This window comes from Gilliamella sp. wkB112 (genome assembly GCF_001690685.1).
Taxonomy (GTDB): Bacteria; Pseudomonadota; Gammaproteobacteria; order Enterobacterales; family Orbaceae; genus Gilliamella; species Gilliamella apicola_J.
In genome coordinates this window covers 22360-48561 of the sequence record NZ_LZGL01000003.1, presented here as the reverse complement: position 1 = coordinate 48561, position 26202 = coordinate 22360, and the positions used below count along the sequence as shown (strand labels likewise).

Annotated in this window: 25 protein-coding genes; 12 read left to right on the top strand and 13 right to left on the bottom strand. The window is 33.9% G+C overall.

What is annotated here, in order from left to right; all coding sequences use genetic code 11:
• The first annotated feature begins 12 nt into the window (after window positions 1-12).
• The 6 genes from tusC to A9G12_RS00335 all read left to right on the top strand — a co-directional run bounded on the left by tusC (window position 13) and on the right by A9G12_RS00335 (window position 5368).
• Window positions 13-369 carry a sulfurtransferase complex subunit TusC gene (tusC, locus tag A9G12_RS00360; protein WP_065563911.1) on the top strand — a complete coding sequence of 119 codons (357 nt, stop codon included), beginning with the start codon at window positions 13-15 and terminating at the stop codon, window positions 367-369.
• Window positions 370-495: 126 nt separating this feature from the next.
• On the top strand, window positions 496-2157 hold the full coding sequence (recN, locus tag A9G12_RS00355; RefSeq protein WP_065563910.1) for a DNA repair protein RecN: 1662 nt from the start codon (window positions 496-498) through the stop codon (window positions 2155-2157).
• Window positions 2158-2209: 52 nt separating this feature from the next.
• Entirely contained in the window at window positions 2210-3436 is a 1227-nt protein-coding gene (coaBC, locus tag A9G12_RS00350; RefSeq protein WP_065563909.1) for a bifunctional phosphopantothenoylcysteine decarboxylase/phosphopantothenate--cysteine ligase CoaBC, read from the top strand.
• Window positions 3420-3878, top strand: a complete 459-nt coding sequence (gene dut, locus A9G12_RS00345) for a dUTP diphosphatase (RefSeq protein WP_065563908.1) — start codon at window positions 3420-3422, stop codon at window positions 3876-3878. Before coaBC ends, dut begins: the two co-directional genes overlap by 17 nt.
• Window positions 3875-4468, top strand: a complete 594-nt coding sequence (gene slmA, locus A9G12_RS00340; RefSeq protein ID WP_065563907.1) for a nucleoid occlusion factor SlmA — start codon at window positions 3875-3877, stop codon at window positions 4466-4468. The genes dut and slmA overlap by 4 nt, the downstream gene beginning before the upstream one ends.
• 63 nt (window positions 4469-4531) lie before the next feature.
• Window positions 4532-5368, top strand: a complete 837-nt coding sequence (locus tag A9G12_RS00335; protein WP_065563906.1) for a mechanosensitive ion channel domain-containing protein — start codon at window positions 4532-4534, stop codon at window positions 5366-5368.
• Window positions 5369-5429: 61 nt separating this feature from the next.
• On the opposite strand, the gene cysE is transcribed toward A9G12_RS00335, so the two are convergent.
• Together cysE and A9G12_RS00325 are read right to left on the bottom strand one after the other, a co-directional pair.
• A complete protein-coding gene (cysE, locus tag A9G12_RS00330; RefSeq protein WP_065564030.1) occupies window positions 5430-6191 on the bottom strand; it encodes a serine O-acetyltransferase in 762 nt (253 codons plus the stop codon).
• A 187-nt stretch (window positions 6192-6378) separates the two neighbouring features.
• Entirely contained in the window at window positions 6379-7617 is a 1239-nt protein-coding gene (locus A9G12_RS00325) for an oligosaccharide MFS transporter (protein WP_065563905.1), read from the bottom strand.
• Window positions 7618-7823: 206 nt separating this feature from the next.
• On the opposite strand from A9G12_RS00325, the gene A9G12_RS00320 reads away from it, so the two are divergent.
• The gene (locus A9G12_RS00320) at window positions 7824-8828 is read left to right on the top strand and encodes a LacI family DNA-binding transcriptional regulator (RefSeq protein WP_065563904.1); all 1005 of its coding nucleotides are present in this window, start codon (window positions 7824-7826) and stop codon (window positions 8826-8828) included.
• Between the two features lie 51 nt (window positions 8829-8879).
• Here the strand turns inward: A9G12_RS00320 and A9G12_RS00315 are convergent, their stop codons facing one another.
• Window positions 8880-10349, bottom strand: coding sequence for a glycoside hydrolase family 32 protein (locus A9G12_RS00315; protein ID WP_065563903.1), 1470 nt, complete (start codon window positions 10347-10349; stop codon window positions 8880-8882).
• A 294-nt stretch (window positions 10350-10643) separates the two neighbouring features.
• Between A9G12_RS00315 and A9G12_RS00310 the strand changes: the two genes are divergently transcribed.
• Window positions 10644-11603, top strand: a complete 960-nt coding sequence (locus A9G12_RS00310; RefSeq protein ID WP_065563902.1) for an aminoimidazole riboside kinase — start codon at window positions 10644-10646, stop codon at window positions 11601-11603.
• A gap of 4 nt (window positions 11604-11607) precedes the next feature.
• Window positions 11608-12168, top strand: a complete 561-nt coding sequence (locus tag A9G12_RS00305) for a sugar O-acetyltransferase (protein ID WP_065563901.1) — start codon at window positions 11608-11610, stop codon at window positions 12166-12168.
• A 16-nt stretch (window positions 12169-12184) separates the two neighbouring features.
• On the opposite strand, the gene ispC is transcribed toward A9G12_RS00305, so the two are convergent.
• From ispC to deoC, 3 genes are read right to left on the bottom strand one after another with little or no spacing between them, the layout of a single operon-like run.
• Window positions 12185-13363, bottom strand: coding sequence for a 1-deoxy-D-xylulose-5-phosphate reductoisomerase (gene ispC / locus A9G12_RS00300; protein ID WP_065563900.1), 1179 nt, complete (start codon window positions 13361-13363; stop codon window positions 12185-12187).
• Window position 13364: 1 nt separating this feature from the next.
• Window positions 13365-14126, bottom strand: a complete 762-nt coding sequence (gene deoR / locus A9G12_RS00295; RefSeq protein WP_065563899.1) for a DNA-binding transcriptional repressor DeoR — start codon at window positions 14124-14126, stop codon at window positions 13365-13367.
• Between the two features lie 49 nt (window positions 14127-14175).
• Complete coding sequence (gene deoC, locus A9G12_RS00290; RefSeq protein WP_065563898.1) at window positions 14176-14847, bottom strand: deoxyribose-phosphate aldolase; 672 nt, start codon at window positions 14845-14847, stop codon at window positions 14176-14178.
• A 207-nt stretch (window positions 14848-15054) separates the two neighbouring features.
• On the opposite strand from deoC, the gene rbsK reads away from it, so the two are divergent.
• The 3 genes from rbsK to A9G12_RS00275 are packed head-to-tail and all read left to right on the top strand — an operon-like array spanning window position 15055 to window position 18325.
• Window positions 15055-15984: a ribokinase gene (gene rbsK / locus A9G12_RS00285; RefSeq protein ID WP_065563897.1), complete on the top strand. Its 930-nt coding sequence runs from the start codon at window positions 15055-15057 to the stop codon at window positions 15982-15984.
• A 2-nt stretch (window positions 15985-15986) separates the two neighbouring features.
• Window positions 15987-17303, top strand: coding sequence for an L-fucose:H+ symporter permease (gene fucP / locus A9G12_RS00280; RefSeq protein ID WP_065563896.1), 1317 nt, complete (start codon window positions 15987-15989; stop codon window positions 17301-17303).
• A 17-nt stretch (window positions 17304-17320) separates the two neighbouring features.
• Window positions 17321-18325 (top strand): aldose 1-epimerase family protein, encoded by a 1005-nt coding sequence (locus tag A9G12_RS00275; protein ID WP_065563895.1) that lies wholly within the window; start codon window positions 17321-17323, stop codon window positions 18323-18325.
• Between the two features lie 45 nt (window positions 18326-18370).
• Here A9G12_RS00275 and frr read toward each other — a convergent pair whose 3' ends face one another.
• From frr to mrdA, 7 genes are all read right to left on the bottom strand, one after another.
• The gene (frr, locus tag A9G12_RS00270) at window positions 18371-18928 is read right to left on the bottom strand and encodes a ribosome recycling factor (RefSeq protein WP_065563894.1); all 558 of its coding nucleotides are present in this window, start codon (window positions 18926-18928) and stop codon (window positions 18371-18373) included.
• A 31-nt stretch (window positions 18929-18959) separates the two neighbouring features.
• The gene (gene pyrH, locus A9G12_RS00265; RefSeq protein ID WP_065563893.1) at window positions 18960-19694 is read right to left on the bottom strand and encodes a UMP kinase; all 735 of its coding nucleotides are present in this window, start codon (window positions 19692-19694) and stop codon (window positions 18960-18962) included.
• 118 nt (window positions 19695-19812) lie between these two features.
• Window positions 19813-20673, bottom strand: coding sequence for a translation elongation factor Ts (tsf, locus tag A9G12_RS00260; protein WP_065563892.1), 861 nt, complete (start codon window positions 20671-20673; stop codon window positions 19813-19815).
• A 91-nt stretch (window positions 20674-20764) separates the two neighbouring features.
• Window positions 20765-21502 carry a 30S ribosomal protein S2 gene (gene rpsB / locus A9G12_RS00255; RefSeq protein WP_065555614.1) on the bottom strand — a complete coding sequence of 246 codons (738 nt, stop codon included), beginning with the start codon at window positions 21500-21502 and terminating at the stop codon, window positions 20765-20767.
• Between the two features lie 442 nt (window positions 21503-21944).
• A complete protein-coding gene (locus tag A9G12_RS00250) occupies window positions 21945-23126 on the bottom strand; it encodes a serine hydrolase (protein ID WP_065563891.1) in 1182 nt (393 codons plus the stop codon).
• 14 nt (window positions 23127-23140) lie between these two features.
• Entirely contained in the window at window positions 23141-24253 is a 1113-nt protein-coding gene (gene mrdB, locus A9G12_RS00245) for a peptidoglycan glycosyltransferase MrdB (RefSeq protein WP_442903459.1), read from the bottom strand.
• Window positions 24250-26187: a penicillin-binding protein 2 gene (gene mrdA / locus A9G12_RS00240; RefSeq protein WP_065563889.1), complete on the bottom strand. Its 1938-nt coding sequence runs from the start codon at window positions 26185-26187 to the stop codon at window positions 24250-24252. The genes mrdB and mrdA overlap by 4 nt, the downstream gene beginning before the upstream one ends.
• Window positions 26188-26202: the final 15 nt, after the last annotated feature.

Sequence of the window (26202 nt, the reverse complement as noted above, 5' to 3'; positions counted from 1 at the left end):
GAAGGCTGTTAAATGAAAAAAGTAGCAATTATTATTAACACCCCTCCTCATGGAAATGCCAAAGGTAGAGAAGCATTAGACATTGCTTTAGCTATGTCAGTGATTAATCATATTTCAGTTTTTTTTATAGGCGATGGTGTGTTGCACTTGTTACCTGAGCAATATCCTGAAAAAATTTTAATGCGGGATTATATTGCTACATTCAATATGTTGGAATTATATGATATTGAAGATGTCTATGTTTGTGAATCTTCACTTAATGCTCGAAATCTTACTAATGCTACACTTAATATTCCCAATAAAATCATTGATACTCAAGCTTTACAACGATTATTTGCTGTTCAAGATGTGATCTTACGATTTAGTTAAACCATAACTCAAAACCTATTCTTAATTTAAAGAAAATTTATATTATTTAATATAACTGTATTTATTTACAGTGTTTTTATTGTTATACTGGCATTAATTTTAACTGGTCTTATGTATGAATTTACTATGATAACTCAATTAGCCATTAATAATTTTGCGATAGTTGATCAGCTATTAGTCGATTTTACTACCGGCATGACCGCCATTACCGGTGAAACTGGTGCCGGTAAATCGATTGCTATTGACGCATTAGGATTATGTTTAGGTAATCGCTCTGATGCTTCATCTATTCGATCTGGTGCTGATCGGGTGGATATTTCTGCTAATTTTATACTTGATGACACCCCAGCTGCTTTTTCTTGGTTAGCTGAAAATCAACTCGATGAAGGTAATGAATGTATTTTACGTCGCGTTATTAATCAAGATGGTCGTTCTAAAGCATTTATTAATGGTCGCGCAGTACCAATTTCACAATTAAAAGATTTAGGCCAAATGCTGATTCAAATTCATGGGCAACATGAACATCAACGCCTTTTACGTAGTGACTATCAGCAATTCCTATTAAATCATTATATGAATGATCCAACACTACTTGCTCAAATGAATCAAGCTTATAAACAGTGGAAAGAAGCATGCCGTGCTTATCAACAATATGAAGCATCAAAACAAGAACGTGATGCTCATATACAACTTTTGCAATATCAATTAAAAGAACTAAATGAATTTTCCCCTATCGAAGGTGAGTACCAACAAATTGATGAAGAATATAAACGATTATCTAACAGTGAACAATTAATTAATCTTAGTAACCAGTCGGTAATGTTATTAGAGGAAGCTGATGAATATAATGTCAGCAACTTGTTGAATAGTGTTAAAAATAGTATTCAAGAATTATCAGAGCTCGATCCTACTCTAATCAATATTTATAGCATGTTGGAAGAGGCATCGATTCAAATCAAAGAAGCTAGTTACGAACTACGTCATTATAGTGAAAATTTAGAAATAGATCCTGAGCGAGTCATGCAACTTGAACAACGATTATCAAAACAAATAACACTAGCACGTAAACATCATGTTGCACCCGAAGCCTTACCGGAATTATATCAAAACCTATTAGCCGAATTTAAACAGTATAATCAGCAAGATGAACAAAATGAACGACTAAAAGAAGATATAGCTAAATACTATGTAATAGCTTTGGAAATTGCTAATAAATTACATCAAAAACGCTTAACCATTAGTAAAACTTTAGCTAAAAAAGTAACTACCATTATGCATGAATTATCAATGCCAAATGGTCAATTCAGCATAGACATAAATTTTGATGAAAACCGCCTAAATGAAGACGGTGCTAACCAAGTTACTTTCCTTGTTAGTACTAATGCCGGGCAAAATATGCAACCACTTGCCAAAGTGGCGTCTGGAGGTGAGCTGTCTCGAATTGCGTTGGCGATTCAAGTATTAACAGCAAAAAAAATGGATACCCCGGCATTAATATTTGACGAAATTGATGTAGGTATAAGTGGTTCAACCGCTGCTAAAGTTGGGCAGTTATTAAAACAATTAGGTCAATCAACTCAAGTAATTACAGTCACACATTTACCTCAAGTTGCTGGCCATGCCAATCAACACTATTTTGTAAGTAAACAAACTAACGGTAAACAAACTACAACAGATATGCAACAGTTAGATATTAGTGGTCGGTTACATGAGCTTGCTCGCTTATTAGGTGGTGATAAAATCACCGAGGCAACATTAGCCAATGCGAAAGAGCTACTTATCATCTAGCTTAATTGTGGTAATATAACGCTTTCAGTTTGGGCATGAAGGAAGCTTGATTATGAATTTATCTGGTAAACGTATTTTATTAGGGATCACTGGTGGCATTGCTGCTTATAAGTGTCCTGATTTGGTTCGCCATTTAAAAAAAGCAGGAGCACAAGTACATGTAGTAATCACTGATTCAGCCAAACATTTTGTGACACCAATGACATTACAAGTAGTATCAGGTAATCCTGTTTCCTGTGATTTATTTGATCCTTCTGCTGAGCTATCAATGAGTCATATTGAGCTAGCAAAATGGGCTGATCTACTATTAATTGCACCAGCTACAGCCAATATTATAGCTAAAATAGCTAATGGTATTGCTGATGATCTATTATCCACTATTTGTTTAGCAACTTCGGCGCCTATCATGCTAGCACCAGCAATGAATCAACAAATGTATAAAGCATCAGCTACTCAGCATAATTTGAGGACGTTAGCTTCCAGAAATATTTTAATATTGGGCCCAGAAAACGGTTATCAAGCATGTGGAGATATTGGCCCAGGCCGTATGCTTGAACCAAGTGCTATTATTGAGCATATTAACAATTACTTTTTGTCTTCGGCAAAACTAACTGGTACTTCCATCACTATTACCGCTGGGCCAACTGTTGAAGATATCGATCCGGTACGCTATATCAGTAACTACAGCTCAGGGAAAATGGGGTTTGCTATTGCTAAAACAGCAGCTGAAATGGGCGCAACAGTGACACTAATTAGTGGTCCGGTACATTTAGATACCCCTAATAATGTGACCCGAATTGACGTAAAAAGCGCTAAAGAAATGTACAAAACAGCGTTGGAACAAGCCCAAAAATCTAATATTTTTATTGCTTGTGCTGCAGTAGCTGATTATCACGCTGCTACAATTGCGTCGCAAAAAATAAAAAAAACGGATAATAATAATGAACTGGTGATTAGATTAGTCAAGAATCCTGATATAGTTGCTGCAGTGGCCGCACTAAAAAAACAACGCCCATTTGTAGTTGGATTTGCTGCTGAAACCAATAATGTTAAAACTTATGCTCTTAAAAAATTAACTAGTAAAAATTTAGATTTGATATGTGCTAATGATGTTTCAAATAAAACAATTGGTTTTAATTCTGATCAAAATGCATTAACCCTTTATTGGCAAAATGGCGAACAAACGTTACCATTAAGTGGTAAAAATATATTAGCACAGCAGTTACTTGAAGCAATCTCAACTCTATATAAAGTGAGTCGTAATGAAAAGAAAAATTGATATTAAAATTTTAGATAAACGTTTAGGTGATGAATTTCCACTACCAACTTATGCAACAGAAGGATCAGCTGGTATTGACTTACGAGCGATGTTTGACAAAACCACCGAAATTAAACCAAGGGAAACCATTTTAACCCCAACAGGTTTGTCTATGCATATAGCAGATCCAAACTTAGCAGCTCTAGTTTTACCTCGTTCAGGACTTGGTTCTAAAAATGGTATTGTGCTTGGTAATTTGGTTGGCTTAATTGATTCTGATTATCAAGGACAATTATTTGTACCACTTTGGAATCGTAGTCAAACACCTTTTACTATAGAGGCTGGTGATCGGATTGCTCAGTTAATTATTGTGCCAGTTATTCAAGCAGAATTTAATATTGTTGATGAATTCACTGAATCTCAACGTGGTGAGGGTGGCTTTGGACATTCGGGTAAAAAATGATTGTGAACGTCAAAAATAAAAATCGCAAAGAAGATATTTTACAAGCTTTAGCAACCATGCTGGAATCTAATGAAGGTACACAGAGGATTACTACGGCCAAATTAGCTGCAACTGTAGGGGTTTCTGAAGCAGCTCTTTATCGACATTTTCCTAGCAAAACTAAAATGTTTGAAAGTTTAATTGCTTATATCGAAGATATTCTACTTTCGCGCATAAATGCGATTTTACAAGACGAACCTAAAACTTTTACTCGTTTACAACTTATCTTAGCATTGATATTAGGTTTTTCAGAAAGAAACCCGGGATTAACCAGAATTATGACTGGTCATGCATTAATGTTTGAACAAGAGCAATTACAAGATCGTATAAGTCAGCTATTTGAAAAAATTGAAACACAAATTAAACAAGTTTTACGTGAAAGTAAAATTCGTGAAGGTATAACTTTTACCACCGATGAACGCATTTTATCTAGTCAGTTGCTAGCCTTCTGTGAAGGTATGATGGCGCGTTATTCTCGTTCAAATTTTAAATATTTACCTACAACAGATTTTGATACTCGTTGGGCTTTATTAGCCAAACAGTTAGTTTAAGTAAATTTAATATAATCATATTGCTAATTAGATTTTCTGTTACCAATTACCGAGGATAATAAAATGAGTCTTGAAGATATTTTTGATCACTTACTTTTATTTATTTATAAATATGACGGTGTTGTGTTTCGCTATATTGCTCACTTTTGTTTTGCTATTATTATTTTTTTTCTTGGCAGAACCATAGCCAGATTCATTAGTAAACAACTGAAACGGGTATTAACCATCCGCAAAGTCGATCCAACAGTGGTTAAGTTTGTTAGTACTTTAGCTTATTACGCCATTATTATCATTACTTTGGTTGCTGTTCTTGGTCAACTTGGGGTACAAACAGCATCTATTGTTGCCGTAATTGGGGCAGCAGGTTTAGCCGTTGGTTTAGCATTACAAGGATCTTTATCAAATTTTGCCGCGGGAGTTATTTTAATCATATTTCGCCCTTTTAGAGTAGGGGAAACGGTGATCATTAATAATCAACAAGGAATTATTGATTCTATACAAATTTTTTCAACTACCATTATTACCCCCACGAATGAAATTGTAGTTATTCCCAATGGTCAAGTAGTAAATGCCAATATCATCAACTATACTCGGCTACCAGAAAGACGTTTAGATTTAGTGATTAATGTTGGTTATGATTCCGATATTCAGAAAGTTTATCAAGTTTTAAAAAAAGCAGTGAATGACACTCATAATATTTTAACCAATAAAGAACCAACTATTCGCTTAGATATGTTAGATGCTTCATCGATGAATTTTAATGTATTAGTGTGGACGTTAAATGATAACTATGGTTCGGTAAAAGGTGAATTACTTGAAAATATTAAAAATAGGTTAACTGAAAATGGTATTAATATTCCATACCCAACCATGGATGTTAATGTCACTTCTAATAGATAATTTTTTAATCAAATAATGCCGTCGATAATTTCGACGGTCATTTTTTCAAGAAAGATTTTTGTTAAATATCTTGATCCATATTTAAAGCAGGTTTTTCACAATTTGGATTACCAACTATTTTAGCTGGTACCCCGGCAACTGTAGTATGTTTTGGAACAGATTCTAATACTACTGAACCGGCACCAATTTTAGCACCTCTACCAATTTCAATATTGCCTAAAATAGTAGAATGAGCACCAATCATAACGCCTTCACGTATTTTAGGATGGCGATCACCATTTTCTTTACCTGTTCCACCTAAAGTGACTGATTGCAAGATAGAAACATCATTTTCAACCACTGTAGTTTCCCCAATTACAATACCAGTAGCATGATCAAACATAACTCCAGATCCAATTTGAGCTGCCGGGTGAATATCAACTCCAAATACAATTGCAATTTGACTTTGTAAAAATATAGCTAACGATTTACGATTCTGCTTCCAAAGCCAATGCGCAATACGATAAGCTTGCAACGATAAATAACCTTTATAATAAAGCAACGGCGTCGAATAATAATTAGTCGCAGGATCACGAACATAAACCGCAATAATATCAGTAATAGCTGATTGAATAATACTTTGATCTGCTTGGTAAGCTTGCCATGCAATTTCACGAATCTCAATTGCCGGCATAACTTGTGTAGCAAGTTTATTAGCTAAAATATAACTTAAAGCACTATCTAAATTATCATGATTTAATAATGTTGCATGAAAATAACTTGCTAACATAGGTTCACTTTCAACAAGTTCAGTCGCTTCTTGTCGAATCGTTTGCCATAACATTTCTGATTTAACAACCGTTTTTATTACATTCACAACAAGTTCCTATAAATATTAACCAATATTGTTAATATTGTTTCGCAAACTTATTCAGGAAGCAAGTTTTGTATTAATTTATTATGGATTAAAAAGCAAAATGGAAACATTTTGTTTCCATTTTTATTCAATATCACACTGTTTAAAATTATTGCTACTTAGCTTTTTTATCATCACTTAAAGTAAATATAGCAACCACCAAAATAAATAGCACAATACTTGCCAATACATAAAATGTTGTTGAATAGCCTGTATTATCAAATAATTTACCCACCAACCATGACAACACAATAACACCCACATTTGACGAAATATTAAATCCGACTAAATATAATGTAGAAGATAACCTTTCATCAAAATTGCTTACAGCATATTTAAATACAGCCAAAATGAATAATGGTGTTTCAATGGCATGGAAAAGCTTAACAACCGAAATCAAATAAACATTATCCAATGTTGCTGATAACGAGATCCGACAAATCATTACTAATGCGGCAACTAATAATGATTTTTTAGCACCAACTTTATTAATAAAGAAAGGCGCCAAAATCATACAAGTCGCTTCTAAAAAGACTTGGAACGAATTCAAATAACCATATATTCTGTAGCCATCTTCAGGTGTTATAAAAAAGCTAGTATAAAAATTTGGAAATAGTTGCTGATCATAAATAGTATAAAAACTGTTAGTGCCGATTATAAAAAAGACAAATAACCAAAACTTTTTCATGCTAAATAAAGAAAAGATTTCATTCATAGTTGGAATTGTAGTGATTTTCTCAACAACTACTTCACTGGTATTTTCGGTTGATGATGCTGAGTAATGTTTTGGCTTAAATAAAATATTAATAGCAAAAAAGATTGCAGCAACAGCCGATGCCATCCAAAAGTTAATATGAGGATCAATACCAAATAAGATACCCGCAACAAAAGTTGCCGCGGCATAACCAAATGATCCCCAAAATCGAGCTGGACCAAATTCAAAGCCAAACAATCGACTAATTCGTTCAATGAAAGAGTCAACCAATGCACATCCAGAGATAAAACCAGCACTTAAAACTGGTGCACCGATACACACACCTACAATAAAATTATTTCTCAATAACGGTTCATACACATAGATTAAAAACGGACCAATCATTATCATAATAACACTTTGAAAAGTAACCACCGCTTTACCTATTTGCAATTTATCTTGAATGACACCATAAAAGATCATAAAGAACATCGCCGCTGCAGAATTGGCTGAATAAACAATTGCAAGGTCTTCACCCGATAAACCAATTTTACTTTTTAACCAAATAGCATAAAAAGACCACCAAAGAGACCAAGATGCATAAAAGGTAATAAGATAACCTGATGAGAACCAATAATTTCTATTTTGTATCATATTCATATTTATCACTCTTATATTAGTTAAGTTTAACGTTAACATGTTAATGTTAACATTATTGGCATATTTGATATGAAATAGATACAAACAAATTTCATAAATGTTACTTTCATCACACTTTTTATCATTTATAATTGTAGTATTATTACATAAGGTTAATATGCACCGATTGATTTTTTTACTAATGCTGATAAAAAAGGACTTAATTTATGGCTTCATTAAAGGATGTCGCGAAGCTAGCATCAGTTTCTTTGATGACAGTTTCTCGTGCTATCAATAATCCTGAAAAATTAAATAAAGAAACTTTTACGCGCGTAAAACAAGCTATTGAACAACTCAATTACGTGCCAGACTTGTCTGCCCGGAAAATACGAGGAGACAGTTCCGGACCTCGTGCAATTGGTGTTCTGGCATTAGAAACGGCTATGACACCATTTTCTGTTGAATTGCTACAAGCTATCGAAAAAACAGCGCAAAAATATGGTTGGAACACATTTATAGTGAATTTATTTGATGATAAACAACCTGATCACGCAATTAATACATTACTATCTTATCGGCCAGATGGCATTATCTATACCACGATGGGACTTCGTAAAGTTGAACTTCCAGAAAAATTACTTGGCAAAAATCTGGTTTTAGCTAATTGTATTAGTGATTCAGAACAACTTGCATGCTATATACCCGATGATTATTTAGGGCAATATCAAGCCATGCAACAAGTGATAAATAAAGGCTATAAAAAACCATTATGCATATTTTTATCAGAAAAAACATTAGCTGGTAAAACGCGTCGCAAAGCTGCCGAACAAGCATGGATAGATGCCGGAAGAAAGGTTAACGAGCTAATTAGTTATCACACATCTTCTTCACCGGATAATCTGGCACAGGAATATATGATGACAACCCAAATATTAAAGCAACATTGTGCTAAAAAACTAGATTTTGATGTGTTAATTTGTGGTAACGATCGTATAGCTTTTGTCGCCTATCAATTTTTACTTGGAAAAGGATATCATATTCCAAATGATGTAGCTGTTTTAGGTTATGATAACATGGTCGGGACTGGTGAACTCTTTTATCCCCCTCTTACTACAGTACAATTACCACATTATGAAATAGGTGAACAAGCAGCGTTACATATTATCAATAGCAAAAATAAAAAAGAAATCAACTATGTAGCATCACCTTATTTACCAAGAAAATCATTATAAACTGTATTGTAATAACCTCACCACCACAAGATGATGAGGTAAAATGTCAAACTATTCATAGATTGATTTTAATTGCCAACTTTCTAATTTGGTAATTTTAGCGGTACCATTTTCCGCAAATAGATTAACCATACGTTTTGCTGGCAATTTTGGATAAATACGACTTGAAAAACTATACAAATCACCATTAACAAACACTTCAACCGAGGAAGCATCAACATAAACATGTAATGATAATTTTTTAGTTTTTGGCAATGGAACGCTGCGATAGCCTTTTAATGAAATGCCAGAAAGACTACGGTCAAGTACAATACGTTTTGACTGTAAATCTACATAAAGGAACGTCGCTTGTTTACCATCTTTAGTCGCAGCTAACTGTAAACCAAAACGCTCAGCAGTGCTTTGCTTCAAATCAAACTCAGCGTTAAGTTCACAACTAATAGATTCAATATCAGTATTTAATAGTTCATTATTAAGTTTTATATCACTTAATGATTTTGGTTTTTCACGCAATGCTTCAAGTTCTTTCACTGGACGATTACGAACGTTATTATTACTATCCAAAATCAATTCTCGCGGCAACGTAAAAGCTCCCATCCATTTATCTAGCTTACTTGGCATGATTGATTCCCATATATCCATCCAAGCAAAAATAATACGGCGACCATCTGCAGCAAGAAATGATTGTGGTGCATAAAAATCATGACCAAAATCCATTTCTTGGAAAGGTTTAATAATTGAAAATTGTTGTCCTGGTTGCCAATTACCAACAATATAACCAGATTGAAAACGATTTCGGTATTTATAACCTTTGGCTTGCATACCTTGCGGGGAAAACATCAAGATCCATTTATCACCAAGAGGGAAAAAATCCGGACATTCAAGCATATACACATTTGGATCGATATCACTAACCAATACCTGATCCAATGTCCAGCTTTTAAGATCGTTTGAATAATAAAGTAAAATTTGACCAACATCTTGTAAATCACGTTGTCCAACTACCATCCACCATTTACCATCTTGTTGCCATACTTTAGGATCACGAAAATGCATAATACCTTCTTTTGGCGCAACGATAGTACCGTGTTTTTCAAAATGAATACCATCTTTACTGGTTGCCAGACATTGAGTTTGACGAATTTTTTCTTCATTACCGCTACCAGATAACCAAATATGGCCAGTATAAATTAAACATAATTCACCATTATTATCTACTGCAGAACCAGAAAAACAACCACTCTTATCAAACTCATCACCTGGTGCAATAGCAATAGGTAACCTTCGCCATGTCACTAAATCATCACTAACGACATGCCCCCAGTGCATTGGTCCCCAATTTTCATCATAAGGATGATGTTGGAAAAAAGCATGATATTGACCTTTAAAATAGATCAATCCATTAGGATCATTCATCCAACCCGCAAGGGGTGATATATGAAAATGAGGATAATATTGTTTGTTCATTTGTTTTTCTAAATTTTTAACAGCTTGATTAGCTTTATTAATAGCAGTAGACATAAAAACCCCTTTTTTTATTCCTTATCAAATTAATAAATCATATACTACCTTAAATAAATTTGTTAACGTTAACTTTAAGTGAAATAAAAGGTAAAATATGTGATGACTGTCACACATTTTTAACGTTAACAATGATTTTTTTTAGAATTAAATTAGTCTATAGATAATAAAATGTAACTATTGTTTATTAATTGTTAGCAATAAACTAATAATATATTTTTTTACAATTCAAATTTATACAGTTATTTGCGTTAAACCATGTATAACTATCATTAATAAAAAAAGAGTAACAAAATGAATAATACTAAAGTTTGGTCTCTTGGAGATGCAGTTATTGATTTATTACCTTTTGGTAATATGAATTATCAGGCTTGTGCGGGCGGTGCACCAGCTAATGTTGCTATTGGAGTAGCAAAATTAGGGCTACCTTCAGCTTTTATTGGTCGAGTTGGTAATGATCCTTTTGGCCATTTTATGGAAACAACTTTTAACGAATACCATGTTGATTGCCAAAGTCTTGAAAAAGATGATAACCACAGAACCAGCACTGTAGTAGTTGATTTAGGTGATAATGGTGAACGTAGTTTTACCTTTCTGGTTTCTCCATCAGCTGATCAATTTTTATCAGAACAAGCCATTCCCAATTTTAACCAAGATATTATACATTTTTGTTCTTTAGCCTTAGTTGGTAAAACATGTAGGCAAACATTAAAGGCAGCAATAGAAAAGCTTACCGCAAAAAATGGATTAATTAGTTTTGATGTCAATTTGCGTGAACAGATGTGGGCCGATAAAAATGAAATGCGCATTATAATTAATCAATTTTGCCATGATGCCGACATATTGAAACTTTCGGACGATGAGCTTTTTTGGTTAACCGAATGTAATGATTGGGATAAAGCATTACAAAAACTACAACAACATTATCAAGCACCATTAAAACTAGTAACCAAAGGTAGTGAAGGCAGTATAGTATTATGGCAGGATAAATTTTTCTCTTTTGACGCTTATCACGTAAATAGCGTTGATACCACTGGTGCTGGCGATGCATTTGTTGCTGGTTTATTAAGTAGTATTGCTTCCTCAGGCATGCCTGAGGATAAGCTAATGTTAGAAAGTATGATGACCATTGCTAGTGCATGTGGAGCTTTAGCCACAACTAAAAAAGGGGCATTAACCGCGTTACCTGATAGTGCTTTTTTACAATCTTTTATTAGTGATAATCCAACTTTATCAGCTAAGCAGGTAAGTTAATATTATGATAGAAAAAGAGAAAATGTTAGCGGGTCTTCTTTATGATCCTTGTGCAGATATTTCACTAGCCAATGAACGTCTTTATGCTCAAGACCTTTGTTTTCAACTAAATCAACTATCACCATTAGAGGTTGATAAACGTAAGCAATTGTTTGAGACCTTATTGGGTAAAACAGCACAGCAATTTACCATTATGTCTGGCTTTCAATGCGATTATGGCTATAACATTGAAATTGGTGAGAATTTTTTTGCTAACTTTAACTGCATCATGTTAGATGCAGCTCGAATTTCATTTGGTGATAATGTGCTTGTTGCACCCAATTGTGGTTTTTATACCTCAGGGCATCCTCTTGAGAGCGGGATTCGTAATAGCGGCCTTGAGTTTGCAAAACCAATTACCATCGGTAATAGTGTTTGGATTGGGGGCAATGTGATAGTACTTCCAGGAGTAACAATTGGTGATAATTCGGTGATTGCGGCTGGTAGTATTGTTGATCGTGATATTCCTAATAATGTTGTAGCATTGGGAAGTCCTTGTCGCGTTTATAAACAACTACCTAACTAATAAAATTACATTATTATTACAAAACACTGCTCTGTGATCTTGCCCATTCATCAATAGCTAATACATCATCAATAGTTGATGGTTCGGGTAAGTTAAGTTTATTTAAAACCGTTGCTACATTTTTAGCAATGTCCATAAAACCAATTTTATTTTGCAAAAATGCCTCAACCGCAACTTCATTAGCGGCATTGAGCACAGTAGTCGCCGCTTGGCCTTGATTAGAGGCATCAATGGCTAATTTCAAGCATGGGTAGCGATTAAAATCAGGCTCATTAAAGGTTAACGCTGAAATCTGGCTAAAATCTAATGGTGGCACCGTTGATGGCACGCGATCAGGATAAGACATAGCATAAGCGATCGGCGTACACATATCTGGAACGCCAAGCTCCGCCACCACACTACCATCTAAGTAACGGACCATGGAATGAATAATAGACTGTGGATGAATAATAATTTCCATTTCCTGAGGACGGGCATTAAATAACCAACGCGCTTCTATATATTCAAGGCCTTTATTCATCATCGTTGCGGAATCGACCGAAATCTTTTTACCCATTGACCAATTAGGATGAGCGATAGCTTGTTCCGGGGTAACAGAAGTCAGCTTATTTACATCCACATCTCGAAATGGTCCACCAGATCCAGTTAAAACAATTTTAGAGATTCCATAATCAACCAAGTTAGCAAAACCTAAATCTTGCTGCACAGCAAAAGGCAAACTTTGAAAAATAGCATTATGTTCGCTATCAACGGGTAACAACTGCGCACCATACTGTTTAACCGCTTGCATAAATAAATGACCACAAGTTACTAGTGATTCTTTATTTGCTAATAAAATACGCTTACCTTTATGAATTGCTGCCAGTGTAGGTTTTAAACCAGCAGCCCCAACAATTGCCGCCATTACATAATCGACTTCAGCAAGCTGCGCTAAATCACAAATAGCCTGCTCACCAGCCAAAACCTCAATATCCAATTTTAGATCAACCAATTGATGTTTAAGTTGCATAGCGGCATGTTTATTAGCCATAGCTACATATTTAGGTTCAAACTCAAGGCATTGCGCCATCATTTTGGTAACATTGTTGCCGCCCACTAAGGCAATAACTTTAAACAAATTGGGATTTTGGCGAATAACCGCTAATGTACTACAACCAATTGACCCAGTTGATCCTAAAATTGTGATATTTTTCATATTAATATAATAAACTTATATTATTTTTATCAAAAAATTTAATAAAATCTTTTGGTGGTTCTTTATCAGTAATGATTTGACTAAAAGATACTAAATCATTAATGAAAGCAGGTTTAACTTGATTGAATTTAGTATGATCTGCAATTAAAATATTATGGCTTGATTTTTTTATAGCTAGTAATTTCATAGCCAGTTCTTCAAAATGATAACAAGTGACCCCTCGGGTCAGATCAATACCTGCAGCTGAAATAAAAGCTTTATTTGGACAAATATAATCCAATTGATTAGGCTGAATAATATTTGTGAAAATTGCATTATTTTGTTGATAATGTCCACCACATAAAATTATCTTACAATTGGGTTTATTTTGTAATGCTAAAAATGCATTTAATGAATAACAAATTGCGGTAAAAGTAACTTCATTATCAATAGCATCGATAATGAACGACATTGTAGTACCACAATCAAAAAAAATAGTATCATTTTCACAAACTAATTGACCAGCAAGTTTAGCTATATAACTTTTTTCTTTAACTTGCTTATCTTGCTGATCCGAAACAAAATATTGTGTTAAATTATGGCGAACTTCACTGACAACATAACCACCTAAAACAGTTAATGATGTTGGTTGACTGTTAATATCTCTGCGAATAGTCATTTCAGATACTGCTAATATTTCTGCAGCCTCTTTTAAATGAATTTTATCCGTAGTTTTTAAAATTTTAGTAAGCTCATCAACTCTTTTTTGTGGTTGCGTTACCATATATTATCCATCAACATCAATAAACTATTTATAGCAGTTTATGAACAAATTAATAATTACTTGATGATATTGAATTACCAGAAACTATAGCAATACCAGCACTTGCCCCTAATCGAGTTGCTCCTGCTTGTATCATCTTTTCAGCCGTGCTACGATCCCTAATACCACCAGATGCTTTTACTCCAATTTTATCACCTACTGTTTCACGCATCAATTTAACATCTTCAATCGTTGCCCCTGAAACACTAAAACCTGTTGAAGTTTTAACAAAGGCTACACCTATTTCTTTACAAATCAAACAAATTTTTACAATTTCTTCTTTAGATAATAAACATGTTTCTAAAATAACTTTTAATGGCACATTTCCGCAAGCTTTAAATACCGCATCAATATCTTCTTTTACTTCTTTCCAAGCATTACTTTTTAACCAGCCAACGTTAATTACCATATCAATCTCTTGTGCGCCGGATTTTATCGCCATTTCAGTTTCAAAAACTTTAACCGAGGTTAGCATTGCCCCTAAAGGAAAACCAACAACTGAACAAACCTTTACATTACTACCTTTTAATAAATCAGCTGCTAATGGAACATAACCGGAATTAACACAAACTGAATAAAAATTATATTCTCTTGCTTCATCACACAATTTATGAATTTGTTCTTTTGTTGCATTCATAACAAGCAAAGTATGATCAATATATTTCGCATAATTCATAATCATTTTCCTCAAATTATTTTATCAGTACCAAATGTTATTTATATAACATCAAATTATAAACATAATTAATTAAAATTATTATAGTTAAAACCTAATGAAAGTAAAAGATAAAATTTATAAACGCGACATACGTCACAATAATAACAAATTATAGTTAATTTTGTTAAAATCTTAACATAAAATAATAAAAAATATAGGAGGAAAATAAATATGAAAATAGCTGTTATTGGTTCAAACATGGTCGATTTAATAACTTATATTGATCAAATGCCCAAACAAGGAGAGACGCTAGAAGCACCAGAATTTGAAATAGGTTGCGGCGGTAAAGGCGCCAATCAAGCCGTAGCTGCAGCAAAATTAGGTTCTGAGGTTATGATGTTAACTAAAGTTGGCGATGATTTATTTGGTCAAAATACAATTAATAATTTTAATAAAATGGGAATTGACACTCAATATGTTAAAATTATAAAAAATATGTCCAGTGGTGTTGCTCCAATCTTCGTTGATAAAAATTCACAAAATCGAATTTTAATAATTAAAGGTGCAAATAACTACTTACTTCCACAAGATATTGTTGATGCTAAAGATTCTTTAACACAATGTAATTTAATAATATTACAATTAGAAGTCCCCATTCAAACAGTATACGCCGCCATAGATTTTGCAGTTCAACATAAAATTGAAATAATTTTAAATCCTGCACCAGCTATTAAAAACTTAGACATTTCATATGCTTGTAAATGTGATTTTTTTATTCCAAACGAAACAGAATTAGAAATACTTACAAATATGCCTGTCAACAGTAAAGATGCTATCTATAAAGCAGGAAAAGTACTTTTGGATAAAGGATTAAAAAATTTGATCATCACCTTAGGCAGTCAAGGTTCTATATGGATGACAAAAAATGAAATCCATCAAATAGATCCTATAAAAGTAAATGCTATAGATACAAGTGGTGCAGGGGATGCATTTATTGGCTGTTTTGCTAGTGAATATATTAAGAATCGCAACATCATCAAAGCTTTAAATAAAGCATCAGCTTATTCTGCTGCGAGTGTAACTCAAAAAGGTACTCAACGCTCTTATCCTGATAATAAACAATTTAACGAATTTTTATCTTCTCTAACCAAAGGAGATTAATTATGAAATTTAGCATAATAAAATTAAAACAAATTTCTCAGATGTCAGATGGCTTTTTAGATAAAACACCTTTATTTCAATTTATATTACTTTCTTGTTTATTTCCATTATGGGGATGTGCTGCAAGTTTAAATGATATTTTAATTACTCAATTCAAAAGTGTATTTACACTAAGTGATTTTGCTAGTGCATTAGTCCAAAGTGCATTTTATGGTGGTTATTTTATCATTGCAATACCTTCGTCACTTATTATAAAAAAAACAAGCTATAAAGCTGCTATTTTAATCGGACTAACCCTTTATATTATTGGTTGCTTAATGTTTTATCCTGCATCTCATATGGCAACTTATACAATGTTTTTAGCTGCTATTTTTTCAATTGCTATTGGTTTAAGTTTCCTTGAAACATCTGCAAATACTTATAGCTCTATGATAGGAAATAAAAATTTTGCTACATTACGTTTAAACATAAGTCAAACTTTTTATCCTATTGGTGCACTACTAGGAATTGTATTAGGGAAATACCTTGTTTTCCAAGAAGGAGAAAGTCTTGAACTTCAAATGTCTAATATGAGTCTAGAACAAATACATGAATTTCGTTTATCTATGCTTGAGTATACTCTTCAACCTTATAAATACCTTATTATGGTACTTATTATTGTTCTTTTATTATTTTTAATAACCCAGTATCCATCATGTAGATCACAAGATAAAAATAATTCAACATCGCAATCTTTAACTAGCACATTAAAATATTTGATTTCAAACCATAGATTCAAAAAAGGTATTATAGCGCAATTCATGTATGTAGGTATGCAAGTCACTGTCTGGTCATTTACCATTAGGTTAGCTTTAAATCTTGGAGACATCAACGAACGATATGCCTCTAATTTTATGATTTTTAGTTTTGTATGTTTCTTTATTGGTAAATTTATTGCTAATTTTTTAATGACACGCTTCAATCCAACTAAAGTACTTATTGTTTACTCTATAGTAGGAAGTATTACATTAGCTTATGTAGTTTTAATACCAAACTTTTCTGCTGTATATGCAGCTGTTTTTGTTAGTGTATTGTTTGGTCCGTGTTGGGCAACCATTTATGCAAAAACTTTAGAAGTTGTAGATAGTAAATATACTGAAACTGCTGGAGCAATTATTGTAATGTCAATTATTGGAGGTGCCATTATGCCCGCAATCCAAGGACTTGTTTCTGATCAAATAGGATCAATGCAATTTGCTTTTATTGTTCCACTAGTCTGTTTTATTTATGTTGGTATTTATTTTTGGACTGAATTGAAACAAGAAAAATCTCAATTATAAATTAATAGGAGAAAATTATGATTACCAATATTTTATTGATTCCTGAACAATTTCAAAAAGTACCTTTAGAACTTTATTCCAATGAATACTTTACTATCACATCATCACGTTTTAATTCAGGAATTGAAGCTCTAACAATTAAAAATAGTCGTGGTTTCATTACTGTACTACCATACTATGGACAAATGATATGGGATGCACAATTTGATGGCTTATCATTAAAAATGGATAATATGTTTAATCAACCTCAATATGGTACTGATATTACTGACACATATGGTTGTTTTGCATTTCATTCAGGGTTACTTTGTAATGGTTGTCCATCGTCTGACGATGATCATATTATGCATGGCGAAATGGCTTGTGCGAAATTAAGCAAGGCTTGGATTGAGGTACAAAATAATTGTTTATCTATTTGTGGGGAATTTGAATATATAAAAGGTTTTGGCGCACACTATATTGCCAAACCTTCAGTAACATTAACTGCTGATAGTGCTATTTTTGATATAAAAATGCAAGTAACGAATTTAAGCGGATTTGAAATGCCGCTACAATATATGTGTCATTTAAATTATGCTTACGTTAACAATGCTGTTCTTGAACAAAACATACCAGATAATGCTTTTATACTCAGAAAAACAATCCCTTCTCATGTGCACCCAACACAACAATGGTTAGATTACACAAAGAAATTAACAAATTTGACCATCCTTAATGAACCTCACTATTATGATCCTGAGATAGTATTTTTAGTAGATAATTTATCGCAATATACTAATTTTGCTGAATTTTATATGATACTTCCTAAAGGAAAACGTTTTGTAACTCGTTTTTCAACAGATCAATTTAGTCATGGTACCCGTTGGATATTAAATAATAAAGATCAAAAGGTTGCAGCTTTTATATTACCAGCAACATGCCGGCCTGAAGGATTTTTAGCAGCTAAAAATAAAGGTACTTTGATTATGCTTAAGAGTGGAGAAACAAGAAATTTCTCTGTTACTACAGGTGTTGATAACTAAATAAATACCCAGTTAATATAACTGGGTATTACAATTGATATGAAGTTAAAATTCCATTAATTCTTTTTCTTTATCAGCTAGAACGGCGTCAAGTTTTTTAATGGCTGCATCTGTTGCTTTTTGAATCAAATCTTGTGATTTACGTTCATCATCTTCAGAAATTTCTTTATCTTTTAATAATGCTTTAATTTGATCATTAGCATCACGACGGATATTACGAATTGACACTCGCCCTTGCTCTGCTTCATTGCGAACAATTTTAGTCAAATCACGGCGACGTTCTTCGGTTAATGGCGGTAACGGCACACGAATTACTGTACCTGCTGAGGCTGGGTTTAGTCCTAAATCAGACGTTAAAATTGCTTTTTCAATAACAGGGGTAAGTGACTTATCAAAAACGGTAATAGCTAACGTTCTGGCGTCTTCAGCAACTACATTGGCCAATTGGCGAAGTGGTGTTGGACTACCATAGTATTCAACCATAATACCATCTAATAAACTAGGTGAAGCACGACCTGTTCTAACTTTAGAAATATGAGTTTGAAACGCGTCGATACTTTTTTCCATGCGCTGTTGCGCTTCTTTTTGAATCTCATTTAACATAATAAAAAAACCTTATTTAAAATAAAGAAGACTAACAGCTTACTGTTGCCTGATTATTAATTAATGTCCCTTCTGGCTCGCCTAAAATAACACGCCGTAATGCACCAGGTTTATTCATATTAAATACACAAATCGGTAAATTGTGGTCGCGAGCTAAGGTAAATGCGGCTAAGTCCATTACTTTTAATTCATCATCTAACACTTTTTCATAATTTAGTGTTTTATACAGTGTTGCATTTGGATCTTTAACAGGATCAGCTGAGTAAACGCCATCTACTTTGGTTGCTTTTAAAACCACATCAGCTTCAATTTCAATACCACGTAAACAAGCAGCTGAATCAGTAGTGAAAAAAGGATTTCCTGTGCCTGCAGAAAGGATAACCACTTTACCATGACGAAGCAAGCTAATTGCCTCTGTCCAACGATAATCATCACATACGCCATTTAATGGGATAGCCGACATTAAACGAGCATTAACTTCAATACGATGTAAAGCATCACGCATAGCCAAGCCATTCATAACTGTTGCTAGCATTCCCATATGGTCACCAACTACTCGGTTCATTCCTGCTTTAGCAAGACCTGCACCACGAAATAGATTACCACCCCCAATAACAACTGCAACTTCAACTTTCATATCGATCAATTCTTTAATTTCTTGAGCCATTCTATCAAGAATAGTTGCATCAATACCAAAACCTTCGGCGCCTTGCAGTGCTTCACCACTGAGTTTAAGAAGAATACGTTTATAGAAAGGGGTTACCATAAGAAGTCTCACTATTTCATTATTTAATTACCAAAATGCCAGGCTAACTAGCTATCAGTAATTTTAAAATATTTTGTAGATAAACAAAACCGCCTTAACGGCGGTTTTTGTAAAACAATTAAGATTGTTTCGACATCGCTGCAACTTCAGCAGCAAAATCAACTTCAACTTTTTCAATACCTTCACCCACTTCGAAGCGGATAAATGTAGCAACAGTCGCTTTTTTCTCAGTTAATAAATCACCAACAGTTTTGCTTGGATCCATAACGAATGGTTGACCTGTTAATGAAACTTCACCAGTGAATTTACGCATGCGACCTTCAACCATTTTTTCGGCGATTTCACGTGGTTTACCTGATTGCATTGCAATATCAATTTGGATTTTACGTTCATGTTCAACCACATCCGCAGGCACATCACTTGGGTTAACATATTCTGGCTTGCTTGCAGCAATATGCATTGCAATATGCTTAACTAATTCATCGTCACAGCCACTATTTGCTGCAACTAATACACCAATACGTGCGCCATGTTGGTAAAGACCAACTACATCACCAGCGATTTCAGCAACACGACGAATACTAATATTTTCGCCAATTTTAGCGACTAAAGCGGTACGTTCTTCTTCAAATTTTGCTTGTAAAGTTGCAAGATCTTTAATGCGATCTTTTAAAACTGTATCAGCAACTTTTTCACTAAATTCTAAGAAACCAGCATCTTTCGCAACAAAGTCTGTTTCGCAGTTAATTTCTAAAATCACACCAAACTTTTTATCCGCAGAAATTTTAGAAATAATTACACCTTCAGCAGCAACACGGCCTGCTTTTTTAGCTGCTTTTGCTTGACCAGATTTACGCATATTGTCGATAGCCAGATCGATATCACCATTTGCTTCAACTAATGCTTTTTTACATTCCATCATACCTGCGCCAGTTCTTTCGCGCAGTTCTTTTACCATAGAAGCGGTAACTTCAGCCATTTTTTAATCCTCTATTTAACCATTGTGATGATTTTCATAAGAATGGGTCGACTTAAATTACTTGGCATCGACCCTGAAAATATTTGAGTTATTACTCAGCTGCTGGAGCTTCTTCAACAAAGCTTGCTTCAGAAACAGGAGATTGGTTTTGTTCACGACCTGAACGAACTGCATCAGCAACAGCATTCACATATAACTGAATTGCACGAATTGCATCATCATTACCCGGTACGATGTAATCAATACCATCTGGATCTGAATTTGTATCAACAACAGCAATGACTGGAATACCTAAATTGTTAGCTTCTTTGATAGCAATATTTTCATGATCTGCACCAATAACAAATATCACATCGGGTAAGCCACCCATATTTTTAATTCCACCCAAGCTATTTTCTAATTTAACCATTTCACGAGAACGCATTAATGCTTCTTTCTTGGTTAATTTATCAAATGTACCATCACTAGCTTGTGTTTCTAAATCTTTTAAACGTTTGATTGATTGACGCACTGTTTTCCAGTTAGTCAACATACCACCTAACCAACGGTGATTAACGTAATATTGTCCACAGCTTTCTGCTGCTTGTTTAATTGCTTCGCTAGCGGCACGTTTAGTACCAACAAATAAAATTTTGCCTTTACGAGCAGCAATTTTATTTAATTCTGCTAACGCATCGTTGAACATTGGAACTGTTTTTTCAAGATTAATAATATGAACTTTATTACGTGCACCAAAAATAAATGGTTTCATTTTTGGGTTCCAATAACGAGTTTGGTGCCCGAAGTGTACACCAGCTTGCAGCATATCGCGCATAGATACTGTAGTCATGATTTCCTCATTTTGACGTTGGGGTTATGCCTCCACATATCCGCTTTAACCGACCTTATTGCATTTAACATAAGGCACCCCGGAAAAGAGTAATGATATGTGTGTGTTATAACGTTATTTAATAAAAAATTTTATACTACTTCAGCTATTGAAAAAATATTGAAAAGTAGCGCGCGTTTTATACCATATTTTATACGAGATTACTAGCTTTATTTAGGCAGGTATTATTTTAGATTTCTACAAAATTAAATTTAATTAATGAAATGGCAATAGGTGATGATTAAGAGAGGAATAAATAATTATTTATATTAAAACATATAGCACTCCTGAAACATCTTTACAAATTATTTTTACCCTATATAAAAAATTAAAAACTACAGTCCATTAAAAACCATTGGGACTGTAGTTTAAGGCTATCGTTTAAGAATATAGATACTTATAATTAATTAAACAATTTATGGAATTGTAAACTTATCCAATCCCAAATACTACCAAAAAACCCTGTTTCTTCAACGCTTTGTAGGGCAACTAATGGTTGTTCATTAATCACTTTACCATCTAATAAAAATTGCATTTTACCAACCGTAGTACCTTTGGTGATTGGTGCATAAATATAATCATCGACAATATATTGTACTTGTACATCAGCAGAGCGATCTTTTGGTACAGTTACATAAGCACCATTAATAGAGCCTAGTGGAATTTTATTTTCATCGCCATACCAAACTGATTCTGTGACTATAGGTGCACCAGCTTTAATAGGGTTAGCTGTTTCAAAAAAGCGGAAGCCCCAAACTAACAGTTTTTTACTCTCTTCTTCACGCCCTTTAAAGGTTCGTCCACCAAGTACCGCTGAAATTAAACGCGTGTTACCATCAACTGCAGAAGCTACTAAATTGTAACCAGCAGCACTAGTATGACCAGTCTTAATGCCATCAACATTTAAAGTAGTATCCCAAAGTAAACCATTACGGTTTAACTGTGGTTTAGATAGTGTATAAGTAAACTCTTTTTCTTTATAAATTGCATATTCTGTTGGTAAATCACGAATTAGAGCTTGCCCTAAAAAAGCCATATCTTTAGCTGTGGTATATTGCCCCGGAGCATCTAATCCATGTACTGTTTCAAAATGAGTATGCTGTAAACCAATTTTCGTAGCGTAATCATTCATTAAATTAACAAAAGCACCTTGGCTACCAGCCACATGCTCTGCCATAGCAATACAGGCGTCGTTACCTGATTGAATAATAATTCCTTTATTAAGATCAGCAACTGACACTGTTTTACCCACTTCTAAAAACATCAATGAAGATCCTTTCAAAATTGGATTACCTGTAGCCCATGCATCTTTACTGACTACCACCATATCTTCATTTTTAATACGGCCTGATTGTAGTGCTTGACCAACTACATAACTGGTCATCATTTTAGTTAAGCTAGCTGGATCACGTTGCTGTTCAGCGTTGTATTGCGCTAAAATTTCACCAGATTTGGCATCGATTAAGATGTAAGATTCAGCATCTAGTTGTGGAATAGCTGGAATAGGGAAAGTTATTTCAGCTGATGCAGAAGAACAAATTGCAAATGCTAATATAGCCAAAGATAATTTCAATTTCTTTTTCATTTATAAAAATTCCGTTAAATATTTTTAGATAACATATATCGATGTGTGTGGATAGACATCATAATGCCAAAACCTGCCATTAAAACCACTAAAGATGAGCCACCATAGCTAATTAGCGGTAATGGTACACCAACTACCGGTAATATTCCACTAACCATACCAATATTAATAAACACATAAACAAAGAATACTAAAATAAGCCCACCGACCAATATTCTTCCAAATGTGGTTTGTGCTTGGGACGCAATAATTAGCCCTCGAGCAATTAAGCATAAAAAGAGAACCAATAAAATAATTGAACCAATAAAACCAAACTCTTCGGCAATTACTGAAAATATAAAATCAGTATGTCGCTCAGGTAAAAATTCTAATTGCGATTGAGTGCCTTCAAGCCAACCTTTACCCCATAAACCACCAGAACCAATGGCTGTTTTTGATTGAATTATATGATAACCGGTACCTAAAGGATCACGTTCAGGATTAAATAAGGTTAAAACTCTTTCCCGCTGATAATCATGCATTAAAAAGAACCACATAATGGGTAAAAATGCCGCAATTAAAATTATTGCAATAATAATAAATCGCCAATGGATACCAGCTAAAAAGATAATAAAAATACCTGACATTACAATTAATATTGCGGTACCTAAATCTGGTTGCATTGCTACCAGTAAAGTTGGTACCCCAATAATAGCTAAGGTTTGTAAAGTAGTTTTTAACGGTGGTGGGCAACCTTCTCTATTAATAAATTTAGCCACCATTAACGGCACGGCAATTTTTGCGATTTCAGAAGGCTGAAAACGTAATATGCCCAAATCTAACCATCGTTGCGCACCTTTACTAGTATACCCAAAAATATCTACTAACAATAAAACAACTATACAAATAATATATAAATAAGGTGCTAATTTTTCATAAGTTCTAGGGGAAAGCTGTGCAAGAATAATCATCACAAACAAGCCTAAAAAAATTTGGCCTACTCGCCGCTGCATCATATCAATATCTTGCCCACTCGCACTCCACAAAATATAAAGACTATAACCAAGTAACAAGGCCACAAATAGGAAAAAAAGCGGATCTATGTGTATTTTTTGCCAAAATGATTTTTTAATATTATTCATTATCAATCTTCATGTCCTGTATTTGGTGATGGTTCTTGCAATTCTGTTGAATCATTCCCTAAAAGGTAATAATCTAATATTTTTCGTGCCACTGCCCCACCATTTGAACTACCACCACCACCATTTTCCAGGACAATAGCTAAAGCAATAGTTGGCTTATCAAAAGGTGCATACGCAACAAATAATGCATGATCTCGTAGATGTTCAGGGATTTTATGAGCATTATAAACTTCATCTTCTTTCAAGCTATAAACTTGTGCAGTACCGGATTTACCCGCAGCTTGGTATTTAGCATCAGCGTAAACTTTTCGAGCAGTTCCTCGCGATCCAAACATCACCCGATGCATACCTTCTTTAGCTAACGCCCAATAATTAGGATTAACATCAGTCAAACTATTAGTTTCAGTAAATTTATCTTGATTAATTGCCGGTTGCGATTGATTAGTCTTTAAAATGTCACTCTTTTTATATAATAAAAAATGTGGAGTATACGTTTTACCATTATTGATTAAAATAGTTAAAGCTTTGACCATTTGCATTGGTGTTGCTGTCCAATATCCTTGCCCAATGCCTACAGGTATAGTATCCCCTTGTAGCCAAGATTTTTTATGACGCTTTAATTTCCACTCACGACTAGGCATAACCGCACGAGTTTCTTCGCTGGGCGCAATATCAATACCAGTTCTTTCACCATAACCAAATTTACTCATCCATAGCTTCAATCGGTCAATTCCCATATCATAAGCAACTTGATAAAAATAGGTATCTACCGACTCTTCAATGGCTTTTAATACATCTACACGCCCATGTCCCCATTTCAACCAATCTCGATAACGCCTATCGCTACCGGGTAATTGCCACCATCCAGGGTCATTAACCACACTTTTTGGGCTTACTACGCCTTCACTTAGTGCTGCAATAGAAATATAAGGTTTAACAGTAGAAGCTGGTGGATAAGCACCCAATAATACTCGATTGAATAAAGGTTTATTCGGATCATTAAGTAATTCGTTATATTTAGCACTTGAAATCCCACCAACAAAAGGATTGGAATCGTAACTAGGACTAGAAACTAACGCTAAAATTTCGCCATTATTTGGATCAATAGCCACCACCGCTGCTTTACGACCCGCTAGTAATTGTTCTATATAGAGTTGTAGTTTAAGGTTTATTGATAAATAAATATCTTCACCAGCTTGTGGTGGGTGTTGATTGAGTTGGCGGACAATTCGCCCACGGCTATTTACTTCAACCTCTTCATAACCTGGGTAACCATGCAATACATCTTCATAATATCTTTCAATACCCATTTTACCGATATTTAGTGTGGCAACATAATCACTAGTTTTATTTTCATCATCTAAGCGTTGTTTATCTTGACTATTAATTTTAGAAATATAACCAATGATATGGGTAAGAGAAGCGCCAAATGGATAATAACGATGTTGGATACCCACTATTGAAACAAATGGAAAACGGTGTTGATCAACAACAAAACGTGCGATTTGTTGTTGGGTTAAATTATCTTTAAGCGGCACTGGACGGTGCGCTTTATAATTACGGCGTTCTTTTTGAAAATTTTCGATATCTTCATCAGTTAAATCAACAATCTGCTTTAATTCATTAAATTGTTCATTTAAATTTTTAATTTTATCGGGAATGATATTCAGTTGATAAGTAATATTATTAATCGCTAATGGCGTACCATTACGATCATAAATCATACCGCGACTTGGCGAAATAGGAATGATTTCAATACGATTATTATTTGATTTAGTACTGTAATAACTAAAATTTGAAATCTGTAGATCGGCTAAATTTGCTAGCAACACTATAACCAATAAAATAATCATTACAAAAGCAAATAACGCTCTACGCAAAAACAGATTAGCTTCTGCTGAATGATCGCGAATTTCAGTTCTATTTTTATTGCGTGCGATAGAGATAATAATACT

Excerpts from the sequence above, each read along its gene's own strand:
- tusC (WP_065563911.1), top strand. The coding sequence starts at position 13 with ATGAAAAAAGTAGCAATTATTATTAACACCCCTCCTCATGGAAATGCC.
- recN (WP_065563910.1), top strand. The coding sequence starts at position 496 with ATGATAACTCAATTAGCCATTAATAATTTTGCGATAGTTGATCAGCTA.
- coaBC (WP_065563909.1), top strand. The coding sequence starts at position 2,210 with ATGAATTTATCTGGTAAACGTATTTTATTAGGGATCACTGGTGGCATT.
- dut (WP_065563908.1), top strand. The coding sequence starts at position 3,420 with ATGAAAAGAAAAATTGATATTAAAATTTTAGATAAACGTTTAGGTGAT.
- slmA (WP_065563907.1), top strand. The coding sequence starts at position 3,875 with ATGATTGTGAACGTCAAAAATAAAAATCGCAAAGAAGATATTTTACAA.
- A9G12_RS00335 (WP_065563906.1), top strand. The coding sequence starts at position 4,532 with ATGAGTCTTGAAGATATTTTTGATCACTTACTTTTATTTATTTATAAA.
- cysE (WP_065564030.1), bottom strand. The coding sequence starts at position 6,191 with ATGTTATGGCAAACGATTCGACAAGAAGCGACTGAACTTGTTGAAAGT.
- A9G12_RS00325 (WP_065563905.1), bottom strand. The coding sequence starts at position 7,617 with ATGAATATGATACAAAATAGAAATTATTGGTTCTCATCAGGTTATCTT.
- A9G12_RS00320 (WP_065563904.1), top strand. The coding sequence starts at position 7,824 with ATGGCTTCATTAAAGGATGTCGCGAAGCTAGCATCAGTTTCTTTGATG.
- A9G12_RS00315 (WP_065563903.1), bottom strand. The coding sequence starts at position 10,349 with ATGTCTACTGCTATTAATAAAGCTAATCAAGCTGTTAAAAATTTAGAA.
- A9G12_RS00310 (WP_065563902.1), top strand. The coding sequence starts at position 10,644 with ATGAATAATACTAAAGTTTGGTCTCTTGGAGATGCAGTTATTGATTTA.
- A9G12_RS00305 (WP_065563901.1), top strand. The coding sequence starts at position 11,608 with ATGATAGAAAAAGAGAAAATGTTAGCGGGTCTTCTTTATGATCCTTGT.
- ispC (WP_065563900.1), bottom strand. The coding sequence starts at position 13,363 with ATGAAAAATATCACAATTTTAGGATCAACTGGGTCAATTGGTTGTAGT.
- deoR (WP_065563899.1), bottom strand. The coding sequence starts at position 14,126 with ATGGTAACGCAACCACAAAAAAGAGTTGATGAGCTTACTAAAATTTTA.
- deoC (WP_065563898.1), bottom strand. The coding sequence starts at position 14,847 with ATGATTATGAATTATGCGAAATATATTGATCATACTTTGCTTGTTATG.
- rbsK (WP_065563897.1), top strand. The coding sequence starts at position 15,055 with ATGAAAATAGCTGTTATTGGTTCAAACATGGTCGATTTAATAACTTAT.
- fucP (WP_065563896.1), top strand. The coding sequence starts at position 15,987 with ATGAAATTTAGCATAATAAAATTAAAACAAATTTCTCAGATGTCAGAT.
- A9G12_RS00275 (WP_065563895.1), top strand. The coding sequence starts at position 17,321 with ATGATTACCAATATTTTATTGATTCCTGAACAATTTCAAAAAGTACCT.
- frr (WP_065563894.1), bottom strand. The coding sequence starts at position 18,928 with ATGTTAAATGAGATTCAAAAAGAAGCGCAACAGCGCATGGAAAAAAGT.
- pyrH (WP_065563893.1), bottom strand. The coding sequence starts at position 19,694 with ATGGTAACCCCTTTCTATAAACGTATTCTTCTTAAACTCAGTGGTGAA.
- tsf (WP_065563892.1), bottom strand. The coding sequence starts at position 20,673 with ATGGCTGAAGTTACCGCTTCTATGGTAAAAGAACTGCGCGAAAGAACT.
- rpsB (WP_065555614.1), bottom strand. The coding sequence starts at position 21,502 with ATGACTACAGTATCTATGCGCGATATGCTGCAAGCTGGTGTACACTTC.
- A9G12_RS00250 (WP_065563891.1), bottom strand. The coding sequence starts at position 23,126 with ATGAAAAAGAAATTGAAATTATCTTTGGCTATATTAGCATTTGCAATT.